Source organism: Shewanella metallivivens, from assembly GCF_028750675.1.
Taxonomy (GTDB): Bacteria; Pseudomonadota; Gammaproteobacteria; order Enterobacterales; family Shewanellaceae; genus Shewanella; species Shewanella metallivivens.
In genome coordinates, this window is record NZ_JAQQPZ010000004.1 from 166,627 (window position 1) to 182,951 (window position 16,325).

The following is a 16,325-nucleotide window of genomic DNA, read 5'->3' on the forward strand; positions in this document are numbered from 1 at the left end:
TGGATCCAGTTTATAGCTAACAAATTTCGAGATAAATACCGAATATTAAGCTTAATTGTTTCAAATATTGATACAAAATAACCGATAAATATGCCCTTAAAAGCAATCTAAACGCCAAGTTAACACGTATGTATTTTCTCATTCACTATGGGATTTGGCGCCATGTCCGATATGGTCAAACAAGCAATTAATATCGTCTGGTTTAAACGTGACTTGCGTCTGTCTGATCATCAACCACTGGTAGAGGCATTTAATCAGCATTTACCTTGCTTACTGATATACAGTTTTGAACCATTTATGCTTGCAGACTCACATTACAATGAGCGCCATTGGCGTTTTGTGTGGCAGTCGCTTCAAGATATCAATCAACAGTTGGCCCGATTTAATGGCCAGGTCTACATTTTTGACCTGCCAATCATTGACCTACTGCAAGCGTTACATCAACAGTTTGAAATAAAAAACATTTATAGCCATCAAGAGATAGGACTACACAATAGTTTTGAGCGCGATAAAGCCGTTGCACATTGGTGTAATCAACAAGATATTCATTGGCAACAATCACCCACTGGCGCCGTTGTCAGGGGGCGTAAACATCGCATCGCATGGGATAAACACTGGCAACAGGTAATGGAAAGTCCCATTGCCGTGCCTCATTGGCAGCAATGCCAAATACAAACACTCAATCACTATCAAGCTCCCATGCTTGATGATGCCATCACAACTGCCAATGACCAGTTTCAATCTGGTGGACCTAAGGCAGCCAGAGCAATACTGAGCAGTTTTTTGACTCACAGAGGTAAAAACTATCAGCGCAGTATTTCTAGCCCGAGCTTAAGTCGTACTCATTGCTCACGTTTATCGCCTTACTTAGCTTGGGGAAACATCAGCTTAAAGCAGGTATACCAAGCCACATTAGCTCGTTATCAAGAGGTACAAACCAGTAATAGAGCTTGGCGAAAACCGTTATTAGCAATGATGTCGCGCCTACACTGGCATTGTCATTTTATGCAAAAATTTGAAAGCCAATGCAGTATGGAATTCACGCCAGTCAACCCAGGGTATCTCGATTATCCCTACCGCACTGATGATAAAGTACAACAGGATCTTCAGCGCTGGGCAGAAGGCCAAACAGGCATCCCTATTATTGATGCCTGCATGCGCTGCCTGCGCCAAACCGGTTACATAAACTTTAGAATGCGCGCCATGTTAGTCAGCTTTGTTACCCACCATCTAAACATTGCCTGGCAACATGCAAGCTTACCTTTAGCCAACTATTTTCTCGATTTTGAACCGGGTATCCACTACCCACAACTGCAAATGCAGGCATCGGTCACGGGCATTAACACCATTAGGTTATATAACCCCATCAAGCAGTCACAGGACCAAGATCCCAACGGGGAGTTTATTCGTCAGTGGTGCCCCGAGCTTAACAATTTACCCAATGAATATATCCACCAGCCATGGTTACAGCCGCCCATGGAAGCGATTTTCAACGACATGATCTTAGGCCGTGACTACCCTGAACCTATAATTGATTTAACTGTGGCATCACAAACTGCCCGCGATCGCTTATGGTCATATCGCGAACAACCACAAGTTAAACAACATATTGCGGCAGTATTAACCCGCCATGTTCGCCCCAAAGCCAAACGCACGAGCCCTCGCCATGACACATAAAAAACCGCATTTGCCACACAAAGTCTGTGTTGTGTGCCAACGACCTTTTGCCTGGCGTAAAAAATGGGCTAAAGACTGGGAAAACGTTAAATATTGTTCCGAACGCTGTCGCCGACACCAATAATTAAAGGTAATCACTATGACGATGCTTTACACACAGGCTTCACCGACACTGTTGCCGCAAACCGCAACATTAAGACTCATTTTGGGCGACCAACTCAATGCGTCGCACAGTTGGTTTAAAGATGTCAGCCCAAATACCGTGTATTTGATTGCTGAACTAGCACAAGAAGCCACCTATGCCACGCACCATGTGCAAAAAGTCTGTGCCTTTTTTAGCGCCATGGCCGAATTCGCCAACGCCTTAGCCAATTGCGGCCACCAGGTAATCTACCTTACGCTAGATGAAACTCAACACTACCCAGACTTGCCCGCATTGCTTGAGCACATCATTACCAGTAAACAGCTCACGGCATTTGACTACCAACAGCCAGATGAATATCGCCTAGCACAACAGTTAGGTGAGTTAGCTTGGCCAAATGTGACCAAAAGCAAGTATGACAGCGAGCATTTTTTATTGCCGTTTGACGATATCAAGGCGCAATTTGCGCCTAACAAACACGTCAAAATGGAATTTTTTTATCGACGTATGCGCAAACGCTTTAATGTGCTCATGCAAGACGTTGAGCCCTTAGGCGGCCAATGGAATTTTGACCAGCAAAACCGCGAACATTTTAAACAACAAGATCTCGCCGACATTCCTTCGCCTTTATTATTTGCTAACGATGTCAGCGCGATTTTAACTCGGCTAAAACGGCACAATATCAACACAATAGGTAAAGCACAAAGCTCATTATTGTGGCCGGTTAATCGCCGTCAAGCTCGGCAGTTACTTGATTATTTTTGCCAGCACTTACTCATACGTTTTGGTCGTTTTCAAGATGCCATGACCGAAAATAGCCGTGCCGATTGGAGCCTGTATCACTCACGCCTCTCATTTGCCATAAATGCAAAAATGATTTCTCCCAATGAAGTGATCCATAAAGTGATTCAGCATTGGCAAGCACATCAGCACGACATATCGCTCACCCAAGTTGAAGGGTTTGTGAGGCAAATACTTGGCTGGCGTGAATATGTACGCGGCATTTATTGGGGCAACATGCCCAATTACGCCACTAAAAATGCCTTACAAGCCCAAAGGCCATTGCCAAATTATTTTTGGACCGCCAACACCAAAATGAATTGCATGCACCAAGCTATCAAGCAGTCACTTGATTATGCCTACGCTCATCACATTCAGCGCTTAATGGTCACAGGTTGCTTCAGCTTGCTTGCGGGGTTACACCCAGATGAGGTAGACCAATGGTATTTAGGTATCTACATAGACGCCATAGAATGGGTCGAAATGCCCAACACCCGTGGCATGACTCAATTTGCCGACGGAGGTATAGTGGCGACCAAGCCGTATGCGGCAAGCGGCAATTACTTGAATAAAATGAGCGACTATTGCAAAACATGCCATTACAATGTCAAACTCAAAACAGAAGCTAACGCCTGCCCTTTCAATAGTTTATATTGGCATTTTATCGAGCGGCATCACGCGCAATTTAGCCGCAACCCTCGCATGACAATGGTATATAAAAATTGGCAAAAAATGGATACACACATGCAACAAGCCATTATTGATAAAGCCAATACACTATTAGAAAACATCGAAAACTTATAATACCATTCCGCATTAATAAGTGACCACTCAGAATGCGTCCAGCGGTTTTTGATTAAGGCGTCGCTATGTAGTAATGGTTGTTCCCTTTCAAATAGCGAGAACGCAGAGCAAAAGCCGCTGGGGCATTCCTTTCAGGCGAGTTTTAAAAGGGCTTATACTGCGTTGCATGACTTCGAAAGAGAATAACTATTCATTCAGTCATTCGCCTTGTTTAAGCCCTTTTAAATTCTCGCTGAGAGATCACTTGCTAACGCACAATGGTATAACCTTTGGCTGTAGCGACAGGAAGAACTTATGGACAAAATATCTGCGATGCGCAGCTTTGTTGAAGTGGCCAGTTGCGGCAGCTTTACCCAGGCGGCTGAACAACTTGGTTTAAGCCGTTTACAGGTTTCTCGGCACATTAAAGACCTTGAACAGTGGTTAGCCTTGCGATTATTACACCGCACAACTCGCCAGGTCAGCCTAACCTTGCAGGGCGAAGAAACACTGCACTACTGCCAACGTATTTTAAGCGAAGTTGCCGCCATGGAGTCTCGCGCCAATAGCCACAATACTGAACTGGTTGGCAGTATACGCATCGCCTCCCCCATAGGCCTTGGACAACAAAAACTGTACGACGTAGTAGAGGCTTTTTGCCGGCTGCATCCACAGGTCAATATTCAATTATTACTGTCTGATAATCTTTCGCAATTAGTCAACGACAGGGTCGATATCGCTCTGCGGTACACCCACCAGCCAGATGACAGTTTAATCGCAAGGCGGTTAATGCACATCGACAACGTCATCTGCGCCTCACCCGACTACCTAGCACAACATGGTGCCATTTTGGCGCCTCATGATTTATTACAACACAATTGCTTACGCCACTCGAGCCAACAACACTGGGAGGTTATTGCAAATTCGCAATCTCACCTACTTGATGTAAAAGGCAATTTACAAGCTAACGACATGGGCGTATTAATCAATGCCGCATTGCGGGGTAACGGTGTGGTGTGTTTGCCTACCGATTTAGCCAATAACTACCTTGAACAAGGTGAGCTAATTGATGTATTACCCCACACCTCGACGCCGGGTAAAACCCTATGGGCAGTGTATTTGTCGCGCAGTTACCAACAAAATGTGGTGCGCGCCTTTATCGACTTTACGGCCAATGCCTGGCAAGACGATATTGATAAATGGCAGCGCTAAATACGCTTTATACCAATTCCACTCATTATCTGGCCATTTAGCGGGAGACACCGGAAGCGGTAAAGAAATTGCGGCGTCAGCAGTGTATCTTGCAAGCAGTAGAAAAGATCACCCTATGGTGATACTAGAATACTCAGGGGTGACTGAACCTTTGTTCGAAAGTAAACTGTTGGACCATACAAAAGGCGCTTTTACAGGCGCACTGTACAATAAACAAGGACCGGTTGAAGTCGTACACGGCGGGACATTGTTTTTAGATTAAATTAGCGACGTGCCTTATGAATTACAAATCAAATTACTGCGTCTAATTGAAACCGGTACATATCGCCCCGTTGGCAGCAAAGAAACTAAAAGCGCAGACTTCAGATTCATTTGTGCAACACACCAAGATATTTAGCGAGGCGAATTTAGACGAGACTTGAACAACCGTATTAACGTATTTCCTATTCAGATCAGGGTGGGATCATACTTTGTTAACAGTAGGAAACTTTTTCGTATCAGCATGATCTGATCAGGCATGTTGTTCTGCTGAACATAATCCATGTCCTTATTTGAACACTTGAAACTCATCGAAGCCCTCGCTCTCACATCAACCTAGACCATGATTTAATTGATATTATTTTTCTTGTTTTAGCCGCAATCGCTTCAGGTTGTGATGGCTGGCAAGCTATCAAGAATTCGGTAACGAGAACCTATCTTGGCTACGTAAACATCGAGATTTTGACTAAGGGATCCCGACTCGGCATTCCATTGCCCGGATCATTAAAGTTATCGATACCGAAATACTGGTGTTAACGCTCTTTCGTTGGGCAAATAGCTTAAGAGAGGCTTTATCAAAACCATTAATTGCTATAGACGGCAAAACGTTGCGGGGTGCAGCAGTTAATCAACATGGCGCTAAAAATGCGCTACACCTCGTTCCGGCCTTTGATACCGAGCAAGGTATTGTGCTCTATCTGCAAGATACTCAGACCAAAGGTAACGAAATCGCAACGGTTCAAACACTGCTGCACATGTTAGACATTAAAGACGCTGTTGTAACCTTTGATGCACTTCATTGCCAGCGGGAAACGCTTCAACAAATCATCAAAGCAAAAGGCGACTATATTGTTCAGGTAAAAGGCAACCAACTTCTACTTAGGCAGGCCATAGAAATGCAGTTCCAACCTCACTGGGATAGCGACGGCGTCGACATATTGAGTATCTAAGAGGATGACAAGGGGCATGGCCGTAAGGAGCGTCGCACGACGTTTCAAATTCCAGCAAAGCTGCCTCAGGCGCTCGCAAAAAACTGGCCATCAGCCAAGTTGCTCATAGCTGTTGAGCATCAACGAACACATAAAGGTGTTACCACCATAAATACGGATTATTACTTAAGCCCTTTACCTTTGGACATCGAACTTGCCCCCAAAGCTGAGCTTCAGCACAGGCACATCGAGAACCAGCAACATAGGGTGCTTGACGTCACTTTTAGGGATGACTGTTCAAGGATTGGTGACCGTGAAAACGCGAAGATAATGGCATTATTTAGGCGTATCGTGCTGAACCTTTTAGAGCAGCATCCGCTAAAAGCCAGTAAACCAACCAAAATAAGAAAGGCTGCATAGAATGGTGATATTAGAAGCAAAATTTTATTTGGTAAAAAGATTTAACAAAGCTTAATCCCGCCCAGCCCTACATATTTGCACTTTAAAAACCACCTATCTAATTTAATCATTAGCTTTGAAGATTTTATTTTTGATTGAGATAAAAAGTAAAAATAAATTCATTAAAACTTATGAAAGCTTATGAAAAATTAAGACAATTTATTAAAATATATTTAACCACACTAAAAATAATGAAAGTTTATTCCCCAAGATAAATATAAATATAAATATTTTTAATATAAATATTTATATTTATATTAAAATGAAAACGCTAAAAAAATAACAGCGAAATAAACTAAAAAATACATACAAAACAACAACATGAAAAAATCACCCCTACAAGAAACATTAAAAAACTAGTATTTCCCTGAGCGCTTACGCAAAGATCTCGATCACGTATATTTTAATTATAAATTAACAATCACACATCTTAACACCCATTTAGTAATAGCTTTATATTTTTCAAAATCAAACCTACAATTTAATTAACACCAATCAAAACCAATTAACACCAAGAACATTAATTACACCAAACCATATAATAATTAACTGTAAGGCCAAGATGATGAACAAATTTATTATCACTACGTTACTTTTTAGGATATTCGCTTTTGCGTGTTTATCCCTCTCGGTTCAGGCGGCCCCTTGGAACCATCTCACAGGAGAACAATTAGAAGAGCAATTAGCGGAGAAATTTGCACAAGGTAAATACTCTAACAAAGGTGCGGATTCTTGTCTGATGTGCCATAAAAAAAATGCCACTGTAATGGCGTTATTTGATGGCGTGCACGGCAACATAAGCCAACCGGATTCGCCTATGGCTGGTCTGCAATGTGAAGCTTGCCATGGTCCGCTAGGCAAACATAATAAGGGCGGCAAGGAGCCGATGATTGCATTCGGCAAAGACAGCAAGCTTGATGCTGCCAGTCAAAATAGTACTTGTCTTGGCTGCCATAACGATCCTAAGCAAATGGCTTGGCACAGCAGCAGTCATAATCTTGATGAAGTCGCCTGCGCTGATTGTCACCAAATTCATACCGCTAAAGATCCCGTTATGAACAAGTTGACAGTAAATGACACTTGTACCAATTGTCATGCAGAAGAAAAAGCAGCAATGAACAAGCGCTCATCTCATCCAATGCAGTGGAACCAAATGACCTGTATTGATTGCCATAATCCTCATGGTTCAATGGGTGAAAGTAGCCTTAACCAGTTAACCGTTAACGACACGTGTTACAGCTGTCATGCCGAAAAACGCGGGCCCTTCCTTTGGGAGCATGCTCCAGTGACAGAAAACTGTGTTAACTGTCATAACCCCCATGGCAGCGTGAACAAATCAATGCTTAATAGCCGTACACCTCAACTATGTCAGCAATGCCATATGGATGATGGACATGCCAGCCGTGTTGTATCACAACCTGGCCAAGACGCATTCGGTGGCGGTAACAGCTGCTTGAACTGTCATAGTCAAATTCATGGTTCTAACCATCCTGCCGGCAGTAAGCTGCAACGTTAATTGAGGTCTTATAATATGAAATATCCATTAAATCTCATCACCCTAGCGCTTATCTCGGCGTCTACCTCAGTGATAGCAGCAGACTTTAGTGTTAATAAAGCCAATACCACTCGCGTTAATACTGACAAATATCAATGTAAGCGTTGTGCTGACACCAGTGGTTATCGCGGGAATGTTGAACTGGGTGCGGTGTATAACGACAGTGATGATATCCACAGTGCTAATGCGTTTAACAGTGAAGATGGCAGTAATGCTGTACTCAATGCTGATGTTCAGTATCGCGCTAAAGAGGGTTATCAAGCTAAAGCGCAAGCCATTAATCTCGGTCTTGCCAACAGCAGTGCTCATCTTGAAGCAGGTAAAGTGGGCAGTTATCAAGCTGAACTTGATTATCGTCAACTGAGTCAATACCAACATGGTGATGCTAAAAGCAACCTTTGGTATGCAGACGGCACCTTAACCTCAAGTGCGGCAGTGCAAACTCAAGAGTTATCACTTAAGCGCCAACAGATTGGTATGGGGCTATCTGCACAGCAACAATTTGGTGAGCAAGACTACCAAGTCTTTGCCCGTTATAGCCAAGAAGATAAGACAGGTTATAAGGCGTCTAGTTTTGTTAGCCCACGTCCAACCAACTTTGGTCTACCGGTTGATGCCAAAACTGACAAACTCAGTTCAGGTCTTAGCATCAGTGGCCAGAACTGGCTCACGTCACTGAATTATCAATACAGTGAATACGACAACCAAATCGACTCGCTAAGCTTGACTCATCTTGATGATGTTTATGCACCAGCGCCTGATAACAGTGCTTATCAAATTAGCCTAGCGGGTCAATACCTATTGAACCGTACTGCCATTAGTACCCAGTTGTCCCAAGGACGAATGATACAAGATGCAGCAGTGATACAAACTACAGGCACTCCAATTAAAAACTGGGATGGCCAAGTTGATACTACGGACGGCAAATTAGCTATCACTTCGATGCTCAATAATCGTTTACGTGTAAGCGGTAGTGTCAACTACGCCAAGCGTGACAATAAGAGCTCAAGCTGGGAGTTCGCTCAATTTGAATCCGATGGAATTAGTGGCGCTTTCAAGCAAAATGTACTGATTGATACAGAAAAACTAGCCTACAAAATCAATGCAAGCTATCGCATCAACAGTGACTATCGCCTACAAGCGGGCTTTGACCATAAAGCGCTAGAGCGTAGCTACAGTGACCGCGAGCAAACCAATGAAAGTACGGTATGGACTAAGCTAAACATCAAGAGCATTGCCAATAGTAAATTCAAACTGAAAGCCAGTTTTAGCCAGCGTGATGGTAGCCAATATCAAGCTAGTAGTCTGACGTCAAGCATTGAAAATCCATTACTGCGTAAGTTCTACCTAGCAGACCGTGACAGAACCGCTTTTGAAGCTAAGTTCAATCACGCCCCAGCAGATTGGATTAATGTCAATCTGACTGGCCGCTACGCCGAAGATGATTATAGCGATACCACCTTAGGCCTCACGTCTTCTGAAGACTACAGCTACAACCTCAATATCGATATGCAGTTTGCAGAAAAACTATCGGGTTATGCATTTGCTGGCCAACAGTGGATTGCGTCTAAGCAAAACGGCAGCCAAAGTTTCAGCGCCGCAGACTGGTCAGTCAATGTAGACGATGAGTTTATCAACCTCGGTGCGGGTATGGATTACAGCGGTTTAATGCAAGACAAGCTCAGCCTAGGTTTAGATTACCTATTTGCCAACTCAAACAGTGACAAGCAAGTGGTCTACACCACCACGCAACCTCAAGGAGATTACTACTCTTATCGTCACAGTGCAGAGCTGTACGCCAAATATAAGGTGAGTGAGCAACTGGGCGTCAAGCTGGGCTATCAGTATGAGCGCTATTACGACACCGACAATGCGCAAGTCGATGTTGATGCCATTAATGGGTTAACCACATTTGGCAAACTTAACCACAACTATAACGCGCACCAAGTGATGTTGTCGTTTAGCTACCAGCTGCGTTAATGGCTTTGGCTAATCAAAACTGCAATGAGGATATGATAATGGAACGCAGAAGTTTCTTAAAAATGAGTGCAGCTATGGGCTGCGCAGCAACAGTCGCAGGCTGTAATTCTAGCTCAAGCGATGTCGAAGTAGCACCGACGACTCCAATTGACCCAACAACACCAGCCTCAGTAGAAAAAATGAACTGGTCATCTTGTTTGGTAAATTGTGGCTCTAACTGCCCTGTAAGGGTTTTCTCTAAAGACGGCGTTATCACCCGAGTAGAGTCAAACTTTACCATTAGTGATAAATATGGCGATCATGATGTGCGTGCTTGCCCTCGTGGCCGTTCACTTCGTAAGCGGGTTTATGCGCCAGACCGATTAAAGTACCCAATGAAGCGCGTTGGCCCTCGTGGTGCTGGTCAATTTGAGCGTATAACTTGGGATCAAGCTTTAGATATTGTCGCTGAAAAATTACAAAGCACCATTGACCAGCATGGTAATGAGTCCATTCATTTTACCTATAACTCAGGTGCTCGCTATCACTTCTCTGGTAAGCAGTGCCTATATCGCTTAATGAATCTAAAAGGCGGTTATCTTAACGCATATGGTGACTACAGTTGGTCACAAATATATGAAGCTGCGAGTAAAACTTACGGTTCTGCGGGTCCAGGTTGGCAAGGTAGTTCCGTCTCTGAAATGCAAAATTCAGATTTGGTATTGATGGTAGGTTATAACCCGTCTGAGATCCGTATGAGTGGTTCTGGCGAAGCGTATGATTTCTTAAGTCTGAAGCAATCTAAGAAATTTAAGACCATCATTATCGATCCCCGTTACACCGATTCAGCCGTCGGTAAGGAAGATCAATGGCTAGCTATTCGCCCAGGTACCGATGCCGCCTTATTTGAAGCCTTGGCTTACGAGTGGATCACCAATAATAGCGTGAATCAAGCATTCCTTGATGAATATTGTGTTGGTTACGATGAAAAAACCATGCCTGCTGGCGTAGGCTACGAAGAAAGCTATAAATCTTACATCCTGGACAACAAGAATGTAGGCGAACTAACTGCTGGTGCAAATGCAAAAACCCCAGCTTGGGCTGCCAAAATCACTGGTATTGCTGAAGATCAGATTATTGAACTCGCCAGAGAATTAGCGGCTGCAAAAGCGCCATTTATTCAAATTGCCGCCTCGCTAAACCGTCAAGCAGCAGGCGAGAACAACACCCGCGCAGGTTATATGCTACCAATCTTGTTAGGTCAACTGGGTTTACCAGGTACTAACTGTGGTGGTTTATGTAAGGGGTCTTCAATGACAGCCCCTTCAATGCCAACAGGCGACAACCCAGTTAAAAAAGCGATATCTTTCTTTACCTTCACTCAAGCGATTGAAGACGGTAAAAATATGACAGTGTTATCTGATGGGGTTCAAGGTGTTGAACTTGATGCCGACGGTGACGGTAAGCTAGGTAATGATATTAAAGCCATTATTAATTATGGCGGTAATGCGTTAATCAACCAGCATTCTGATGTGAATAAAACAGCAGAAATCATCGGAGATGAAACTAAGTGTGAATTTATTCTAGTGGTTGATAACTGGATGACACCTAGTGCTAAATATGCTGATATCTTGCTCCCAGATGTGTCTTGGTTAGAGTCAGAAGATTTGGTTAACCAAAGCTACGCAGCGGGTGATACCGCGACCTTAGTTCAAATGAGTACGAGTGTTGAACCTATGTTCGAATCTCGTCCTATTTATGAGGTCTGCGTCGACTTAGCTAAGCGTATGGGTGTTGAATCAGAATTTACCGAAGGAAAAACCCGTCAGGATTGGTTAGATAGCTTCTATGCGACAGCCAAAGCGGCAACACCAGAACTACCTGAAAAAGAAGTCATGCTGAAGCAAGGTATCCATCGCAAATATTTGCCAGATGGCAGTTACATTGTATTAGAAGATTTCCGTAACGATCCTGTGGCGAATCCTCTAGGAACACCATCAGGTAAGATTGAGATATATTCTTCAGCCTTGGCTGAAAAAGCCAAAACGTGGAAATTGAAAGAAGGTGACGTGATTTCTGCATTACCTAAATACGTACCAACTTGGGAAGGTTTTGAAGATACGAAAACAAAGGAAAAGTATCCCCTGCAACTAACGGGTTATCATACTAAAGGCCGTGCTCACTCTAGTTTTCATAACGTACCTTGGCTTCGTGAAGCAGTGCAAGATGCGGTATGGATGAACCCTATCGACGCACAATCTCGTGGTTTAGTAACAGGAGATAAAGTACAAATATTTAACGACCGTGGCACCATTGAAGTCGAAGTTAAAGTCACCCCTCGTATCATGATTGGCGTAACTGCGTTAGGTCAAGGAGCTTGGTTCCAACCTGGTAGCTCTGTGGATAAAGGCGGCTGTTTAAATGTCTTAACCACACACCGAACCACACCGATTACTAAAGGTAATCCACAACACACTAACTTGGTTGAAATCCGCAAAGCCTAATAGGAGCTTAAAATGAGTAATGTTCAATACGGCTTTTATGTCGATGCAAGTAAATGTACTGGTTGTAAAACCTGTCAAATCGCCTGTAAAGATCGCAAAGATCTCCCTGTTGGGATTAACTGGCGTCGAGTGTATGAATATGGTGGTGGGACTTGGACCGAGAACAGTGATGGTAGCGTCAACCAAGATGTTTTCGCTTATTACACCTCTTTGGGGTGTAACCACTGCAGTGAACCCGTTTGTGTTAAGGCTTGTCCAACAGGTGCAATGCATAAGCGTAAAGAAGATGGTTTGGTACATGTTGCCGCAGACTTGTGTATTGGTTGTGAGAGCTGTGCGACTGCTTGCCCTTACGATGCACCACAAATCGATACAGCACGCAAAGTAATGACCAAGTGCGACGGCTGTTTTGAACGCCTAGCTGAAGGCAAGTTACCAAGTTGCGTTGAGTCTTGCCCTATGCGTGCCATCGACTTTGGCACCATGGATGAACTTAGAGCCAAATACCCTGATGCCGTTCAACCTAGCTTTGCGCCAATGCCAAACAGCAGCGTAACGTCACCTAACTTGTTGATGAAACCTAACCGTCATGCTCGCCCTAGCAGCAGCACCGACGGCAAAGTATTAAATCACTCTGAAGTATAGTTCCCCCGTTTGGCGCCCTTAGAGGCGCCTATTTTATATTGTGGTTTTCGTTATCAATATTTCTAGCAATGAGGCGCTTATGTCACAGTCTACTCAAATGAATATGCAAGAATTTCAAAGTCTGGCTCGCATTCTTCATAATGTGTTGTTTTATGATCCAACCACTGAGCTACTTGAGAACCTTATCAAATATCAAGTCATTGAAAGCTGGCCAATGTTTTCCGGCTCCCAAGCTGAAGCTCAGGCTAAAACTCAAATCCAAGCTTACCTACAGACTTGGAATAACGAGCAAACCCTAGCGTTGAAACTTGATTATGGACAACTTTTTTATGGCCCAGCTGAACCGAGTGCAGTGCCTTGGGGCTCGGTTTATTTAAGTGAAAAGCAATTGCTTAATGGTGAATCAACTCAAGAACTTATGGTATTTTATCAGCAACAAGGTGTGAGTTTTGAACTAGACTCTAACCAACCGGTTGATCATATCGGTTTATTTTTTGCTGTACTTGATCAAATGTTTGCTCAACTTGCTATAGATGAGAACGAAACGCTACGCAGCACGCTAATCATCTTGCTCCAACAGCACCTTCTACCTTGGTCTGCTCGTTGCCTAAGCTTAGTTCAACAGCATGCTCAAACTGATTTCTACCGTGGGTTCGCAATATTCGCCCAAGCTTATTTAGATGAAGTGTGTCGTGAATTGCAAATTGTTCCTTTGGCAACCCAGTTGTATCGTTAACACGGTTTGTTTTTAGTCTATCGATAATAAAAATTGGACTTAACATATGAGTTTTATTAAAGCGGTAGGTGATCAATGGCATAAGTCAGCTTTTGCCGACAAGATAGCCAATATGCTCAAATCAAATCCTGATGTCTGCCAACGTTTTGTTGGTGCAACTAGCATAACTACAGTAGCAAATCTTATTGCGGCGATGGCTTACAGTGAGCAAGATAGCCAATATCAAGACATACAATTTACCGATGCTGTAATACTCACCATTCTATTTGATTGTTTTCGCTTACTCATGATTAAAAATATTGAGCATGGCAATCTAAGCCAAGCTGAACACCTTATTATTGAGCTAGCAAATATGTGGGCAAATAAAGAGTTAAACGAGCCGCAAGGAAGCGATGTCAGCTTTAATCAATATCAAGAACTACAACAACAAATCCTTAAACTGACCACTCAGTTAGATGAGCTCAATCGGCAGAGACGACTCAAAAAACGAAGTATGTGACGTTATAACACAATGGCTTACATGAACATTTTTTAGCGATGAATAGGCTTAATAGCGACGATCTGAGTCGTTTAGGTTTTCGAGTTACTTCGCCTAATCGTTGGCTTATGATTCAGTCATTAAGCTGATTGTCCGGCAAATAACTTATCCCTTGTCAGTTAGCTATAATTTTAATGTTGAATCAGATTTTGTATTTTAGGGTAATACCACATAACGCCAATGTGACTCAGATCCTTTTACATGGATCTTTTTGTTACGTCCCACTCATTCCAAGGATATCTTTATAGGTGAATATGAAAAGTTATGAATAATAGTCATTATTATAAACACCATTTGGAGTCATCGATGCTACATACCGGATTGTCCAATACTGTGCTGGTTGTTGATGATGAAGCCGTGATCCGCGCTCGATTAAAAGGGTATTTTGAGAGAGAAGGTTATCGTGTACTTGAAGCTGGCGACGGCGAACAAATGTGGAAACAACTTACAAAACAACATGTCGATTTGGTGATGTTAGATATTAATTTACCAGGCACGGATGGCTTGAGTTTGGCGCGTCAACTCAGAAGCCATTCAGACGTTGGCATAATTTTAGTCACAGGACGCGATGAAACCATTGATAAAATCGTTGGGCTCGAAATGGGAGCTGATGATTATGTTACCAAGCCATTTGAATTAAGAGAATTATTAGTAAGAGTAAAAAATTTGCTATGGCGGATTTCGTTAGTTAAAAAATCGCAACAAGCTGTCAATCAGGCAGAAAAAAGTGATGATTTAATTGCCTTCGATCAATATCTTTTAGAATTAAATAGTCGAAAACTGCGTCGAGGCGATAAAGTGATTAAGCTGACTAAAGCCGAGTTCGAATTACTCACCGCCTTTGCATTGCATCCACAACAAGTGTTATCCCGAGAGTATTTGATGGAGCAAACTAGCCATCGTAATGAAGAGGTAAATGATAGAACCATAGATGTCATTATTCGTCGTTTACGTAACAAACTGCAAACAGACCTATTTGTTACTGTGCATGGAGAAGGTTACCTATTCGCGACTAAGGTTGATGATTAGTTTTTTAGTGACACTCGGTAAATGGGATAAAAGTCAGCTGGGGCTATGCTGTACTTAAATGTATTGGCCTGCTGGTCGCCTTGCGCTAACGCCTGTACTTGCGGACCAATATCACCAAATGAATAAGCTCCTTCAAGTTGTTTTACCATTATATCTATCGCTAATTTACCCTGTAACACAACTTGGTCGTCACTGCTAAAAGCCACTTTATGACGATAAAGTCCACGTAAAATCGCTGGGGATAAGTAACTACTGACCAGTTTTACTTGTTCAGTTAAATTTCTATGTTGTAGCGAGCCAATGGCGGCTTCAATAGCAACTGCACTGCCAAGAATATAATCAGGAATATAATCGTTGAGCAGGTTATGCAGCTGGTCACGATAAAGATCGCGATTGTTATCCGCATGAAGAATCGACGAAACTTGAATAGGACTATTGGCAATGGCATCAAAAAGGCCTTGCTCAACCAAATCACTTCCCCCAACACTTTTAGGGCCAGTGAGTAGCGCCAGTTTTACTGGTATTGAAGGTGAGGATTCTTGCACCGTTTGAGCAATAAAGTGCCCCGCAGTCCAGCCCATTTGATACCAATTAACGCCGACTCGAGTAGTCACAATGGCACTATCTAGACGGTTAACTAACGCGACAATGGGTTTGTTAATATGTCCTGAGTAGCTTTCAAGTAAATTGGGATCGACGGCACCAAGTAAGATGGCATCGAACGGTTGATTAAGGCAGTTTTTTAATTGTTTTAGTTGTTGATTTTTACTGTAATAACTTCCTGCTTCGAATAATTCTAAATGAATACCCAACTGACGGGCTTGTGAAACCAGACCATAGTCTATTCCTATCCAATAAGCATCTTTTAGATGTGGTACTAAAGCGCATATTCGCCAAGGTTTTTGGGTTGAGCTCAGAGGGGTATATTGGATAGTTTTGATGGTTTGAATTTTGGCATTATAGGGGGTGCGGAGCTCTAATGTCCAAGCAGAAGCGGCAGTTGCCTTGGCAAATAATGATAGTATCCCTAAGCAAGCTATGAGTATATAAATGAGTCGTCGCATGTTATTGTCTCGATTAAGGTTTCTAAACATTTAAATAAAAAATCGTAATAATTAT

General features: G+C 42.9%; 12 protein-coding genes and 2 pseudogenes. 13 read left to right on the top strand and 1 reads right to left on the bottom strand.

What is annotated here, in order from left to right:
- Nucleotides 1-162 precede the first annotated feature (162 nt).
- The 13 genes and pseudogenes from PQR79_RS07695 (at nucleotide 163) to torR (ending at nucleotide 15,206) form a co-directional block, all read left to right on the top strand.
- The gene (locus PQR79_RS07695; RefSeq protein WP_238106712.1) at nucleotides 163-1,677 is read left to right on the top strand and encodes a cryptochrome/deoxyribodipyrimidine photo-lyase family protein; all 1,515 of its coding nucleotides are present in this window, start codon (nucleotides 163-165) and stop codon (nucleotides 1,675-1,677) included.
- The gene (locus PQR79_RS07700; RefSeq protein WP_188738556.1) at nucleotides 1,667-1,801 is read left to right on the top strand and encodes a DUF2256 domain-containing protein; all 135 of its coding nucleotides are present in this window, start codon (nucleotides 1,667-1,669) and stop codon (nucleotides 1,799-1,801) included. Before PQR79_RS07695 ends, PQR79_RS07700 begins: the two co-directional genes overlap by 11 nt.
- Nucleotides 1,802-1,822: 21 nt before the next feature.
- A complete protein-coding gene (locus PQR79_RS07705; protein ID WP_438270811.1) occupies nucleotides 1,823-3,403 on the top strand; it encodes a cryptochrome/photolyase family protein in 1,581 nt (526 codons plus the stop codon).
- A 294-nt stretch (nucleotides 3,404-3,697) separates the two neighbouring features.
- Nucleotides 3,698-4,594 carry a LysR family transcriptional regulator gene (locus PQR79_RS07710; RefSeq protein ID WP_238106710.1) on the top strand — a complete coding sequence of 299 codons (897 nt, stop codon included), beginning with the start codon at nucleotides 3,698-3,700 and terminating at the stop codon, nucleotides 4,592-4,594.
- Nucleotides 4,557-4,991: pseudogene (locus PQR79_RS07715) on the top strand (sigma 54-interacting transcriptional regulator). The gene PQR79_RS07710 and the pseudogene PQR79_RS07715 overlap by 38 nt, the downstream one beginning before the upstream one ends.
- Nucleotides 4,992-5,135: 144 nt before the next feature.
- Nucleotides 5,136-6,201 (top strand): annotated as a pseudogene (locus tag PQR79_RS07720) (ISAs1 family transposase).
- Between the two features lie 601 nt (nucleotides 6,202-6,802).
- Entirely contained in the window at nucleotides 6,803-7,756 is a 954-nt protein-coding gene (locus PQR79_RS07725; protein ID WP_238106709.1) for a DmsE family decaheme c-type cytochrome, read from the top strand.
- A gap of 15 nt (nucleotides 7,757-7,771) precedes the next feature.
- Nucleotides 7,772-9,775, top strand: coding sequence for an MtrB/PioB family decaheme-associated outer membrane protein (locus PQR79_RS07730; RefSeq protein ID WP_238106708.1), 2,004 nt, complete (start codon nucleotides 7,772-7,774; stop codon nucleotides 9,773-9,775).
- A 38-nt stretch (nucleotides 9,776-9,813) separates the two neighbouring features.
- Nucleotides 9,814-12,258 carry a DMSO/selenate family reductase complex A subunit gene (locus PQR79_RS07735; RefSeq protein WP_238106707.1) on the top strand — a complete coding sequence of 815 codons (2,445 nt, stop codon included), beginning with the start codon at nucleotides 9,814-9,816 and terminating at the stop codon, nucleotides 12,256-12,258.
- Nucleotides 12,259-12,270: 12 nt separating this feature from the next.
- Complete coding sequence (locus tag PQR79_RS07740; protein ID WP_238106706.1) at nucleotides 12,271-12,903, top strand: DMSO/selenate family reductase complex B subunit; 633 nt, start codon at nucleotides 12,271-12,273, stop codon at nucleotides 12,901-12,903.
- Between the two features lie 79 nt (nucleotides 12,904-12,982).
- Nucleotides 12,983-13,639: a TorD/DmsD family molecular chaperone gene (locus PQR79_RS07745; protein WP_238106705.1), complete on the top strand. Its 657-nt coding sequence runs from the start codon at nucleotides 12,983-12,985 to the stop codon at nucleotides 13,637-13,639.
- Between the two features lie 46 nt (nucleotides 13,640-13,685).
- Complete coding sequence (locus PQR79_RS07750; protein WP_238106704.1) at nucleotides 13,686-14,138, top strand: hypothetical protein; 453 nt, start codon at nucleotides 13,686-13,688, stop codon at nucleotides 14,136-14,138.
- A gap of 360 nt (nucleotides 14,139-14,498) precedes the next feature.
- On the top strand, nucleotides 14,499-15,206 hold the full coding sequence (gene torR, locus PQR79_RS07755; protein ID WP_274408442.1) for a two-component system response regulator TorR: 708 nt from the start codon (nucleotides 14,499-14,501) through the stop codon (nucleotides 15,204-15,206).
- Here the strand turns inward: torR and torT are convergent.
- Nucleotides 15,203-16,270 carry a TMAO reductase system periplasmic protein TorT gene (torT, locus tag PQR79_RS07760; RefSeq protein ID WP_238106702.1) on the bottom strand — a complete coding sequence of 356 codons (1,068 nt, stop codon included), beginning with the start codon at nucleotides 16,268-16,270 and terminating at the stop codon, nucleotides 15,203-15,205. The genes torR and torT overlap by 4 nt on opposite strands.
- Nucleotides 16,271-16,325: the final 55 nt, after the last annotated feature.